The organism is Flavobacterium sp. FG68 (assembly GCF_057808895.1).
Genome location: NZ_JBMDIY010000071.1, coordinates 1 through 3,122 on the forward strand (window position 1 = coordinate 1; position 3,122 = coordinate 3,122).

Genomic DNA, 3,122 nt, shown 5'->3' on the forward strand with positions numbered 1-3,122 from the left:
CGCAGAAGTTAAAGCTTCCGTATTACTGCATTCGATAGTCTGATTTAAAGAACCACTTTGTGTTGCCCAAGTTGGAGCAGTAGTATCTTGGATCGTAATAATCTGCGTGAAACTATCAGAGGTATTTCCACAGTCATCTTTTACCGTCCAAGTATTAGTATAAGTTCCAGAATTTGCGCATCCCTCAGAAGCAACAAACTGTCCGCTTACTTTAGTAATGTTTGAAACATCAGCATCGCATGAATCAGAAGCAGTTGGGAATAAAGCCTGCGCAGAAGTTAAAGCTTCCGTATTACTGCATTCGATAGTCTGATTTAAAGAACCAGCCTGCGTTGTCCAAGTTGGAGCTGTTGTATCTTGAATTGTAATTATTTGTGTGAAAGTATCAGAAATATTTCCACAGTCGTCTTTTACTGTCCAGGTATTAGTATAAGTTCCAGAATTTGAACATCCTTCGAAAGCAACGAATTGTCCGCTTACTTTAGTGATGTTAGAAACATCAGTATCGCAAGAATCAGAGGCAGTTGGAAATAAGGCTTGCGCCGAATTTAAAGCTTCCGCATTGCTGCATTCGATAGTCTGATTTAAAGAACCAGCTTGTGTTGCCCAAGTTGGTGCAGTTGTATCCTGAATAGTAATGATTTGTGTGAAAGTATCAGAAGTATTTCCACAGTTGTCTTTTACTGTCCAGGTATTGGTATAAGTTCCGGAATTTGCGCATCCTTCAGAAGCCACAAATTGCCCACTCACTTTAGTAATGTTCGAAACATCAGCATCACATAAATCAGAAGCAGTTGGAAATAAGGCCTGCGCCGAAGTTAAAGCTTCCGGATTGCTGCATTCAATAGTCTGATTTAAAGAACCAGCCTGCGTTGTCCAAGTTGGTGCAGTAGTATCTTGAATAGTAATAATTTGCGTGAAAGTATCAGAAGTATTTCCGCAGTCATCTTTTACTATCCAGGTATTGGTGTAAGTTCCAGCATTTCCACATCCTTCAGAAGTTACGAATTGTCCGCTTACTTTAGTTATATTTGAAACATCAGCATCGCATAAATCAGAAGCAGTTGGGAATAAAGCTTGCGCAGAAGTTAAAGCTTCCGCATTACTGCATTCAATAGTCTGATTTAAAGAACCACTTTGTGTTGTCCAAGTTGGAGCAGTTGTATCTTGAATAGTTATAACTTGAATAAAACTATCGGTAACATTTCCGCAGTCATCTTTTGCAGTCCAAGTGTTGGTGTACGTTCCAGAATTTGAACATCCTTCAGAAGCTGTAAATTGTCCGCTTGTTTTTTCATATGTAACCACTGTACAGTTTGCAGTTGCAGTTGGAGCCTGATTTTGAGCATTTTCTAAACCAGCAGAATCACTGCATTGTAAAGTTACATTTAATGTTCCTGCCTGCGTAATCCATGTTGGCGCTGCAGTATCCTGAATTGTAATTACTTGAGTGAAAATAGCTGAAGTGTTGTTACAGCTGTCTTTTGCTGTCCAGGTATTCGTATAAGTTCCTGTGCTTCCACAGCTTCCTCTTTGCAGTTCGCCAGTTGTTTTAGTATAAGTAACAGTTCCGTTACAATTATCTGTTGCAATTGGCGCCTGAATTTGAGCATTATTGAATCCTTCTGTATCGGCACATTGTAACGTTACATTTAAAGAACCACTCTGTGTTGTCCAAGTTGGAGCAGTTGTATCCTGAATTGTAATGATTTGAGAGAAAGTATCAGAAGTATTTCCGCAGTCATCTTTTACAGTCCAGGTATTGGTATAAGTTCCGGAATTTGCGCATCCTTCAGAAGCGATGAATTGTCCGCTCACTTTAGTGATATTTGAAACATCAGCATCGCATAAATCAGAAGCAGAAGGGAATAAAGCTTGAGCCGAAGTTAAAGCTTGAGCATTACTGCATTCAATAGTTTGGTTTAAAGATCCCGCTTGTGTTGTCCAAGTCGGTGCAGTTGTATCCTGAATTGTAATAATCTGCGTAAAAGTATCAGAAATATTTCCACAGTCGTCTTTTACAGTCCAAGTGTTTGTGTAAGTTCCAGAGTTTGAACATCCTTCAGAAGCGACGAACTGTCCGCTTACTTTAGTAATATTTGAAACATCTGCATCACATAAATCAGAAGCAGTTGGGAATAAGGCTTGCGCAGAAGTTAAAGCTTCAGCATTACTGCACTCGATAGTTTGATTTAATGAACCAGTCTGTGTTGCCCAAGTTGGAGCTGTTGTATCTTGAATTGTAATTACTTGCGTGAAAGTATCAGAGGTATTTCCACAGTCATCTTTTACAGTCCAGGTATTGGTGTAAGTTCCAGAATTTGCGCATCCTTCAGAAGCCACAAACTGCCCGCTTACTTTAGTTATATTCGAAACATCTGCATCGCATAAATCAGAAGCAGTTGGGAATAAAGCCTGTGCCGAAGTTAAAGCTTCTTGATTACTGCATTCAATAGTTTGGTTTAAAGAACCTGCCTGAGTTGTCCAAGTTGGAGCTGTTGTATCTTGAATTGTAATGATTTGTGTGAAAGTATCAGAAATATTTCCACAGTCATCTTTTACGGTCCAAGTGTTAGTATAAGTTCCGGAATTTGAACATCCTTCAGAAGCAATGAATTGCCCGCTTACTTTTGTAATATTAGAAACATCAGTATCGCATAAATCAGAAGCAATAGGGAATAAGGCTTGCGCCGAAGTCAAAGCTTCCGCATTACTGCATTCGATAGTTTGGTTTAAAGAACCTGCTTGCGTTGTCCAAGTTGGAGCAGTAGTATCTTGAATTGTAATAATCTGCTTAAAAGTATCAGAAGTATTTCCGCAGTCATCTTTTACCGTCCAGGTATTCGTATAAGTTCCAGCATTTGAACATCCCTCAGAAGCCACAAACTGTCCGCTTACTTTAGTGATATTTGAAACATCAGCATCGCATAAATCAGAAGCTGCAGGGAATAAGGCTTGCGCTGAAGTTAAAGCTTCCGCATTACTGCATTCGATAGTTTGGTTTAAAGATCCCGCTTGTGTTGTCCAAGTTGGAGCCGTTGTATCCTGAATTGTAATGATTTGTGTGAAAGTATCAGAAGTATTTCCACAGTCATCTTTTACTGTCCAGGTATTGGTATAAG

At 39.4% G+C, this 3,122-nt stretch carries 1 protein-coding gene; it reads right to left on the minus strand.

All coding sequences use genetic code 11. The features are described from left to right. Positions 1–3,122 (minus strand): Ig-like domain-containing protein (locus ACODSB_RS23935; RefSeq protein WP_488938883.1); only part of this gene is annotated, 3,122 nt, incomplete at both ends.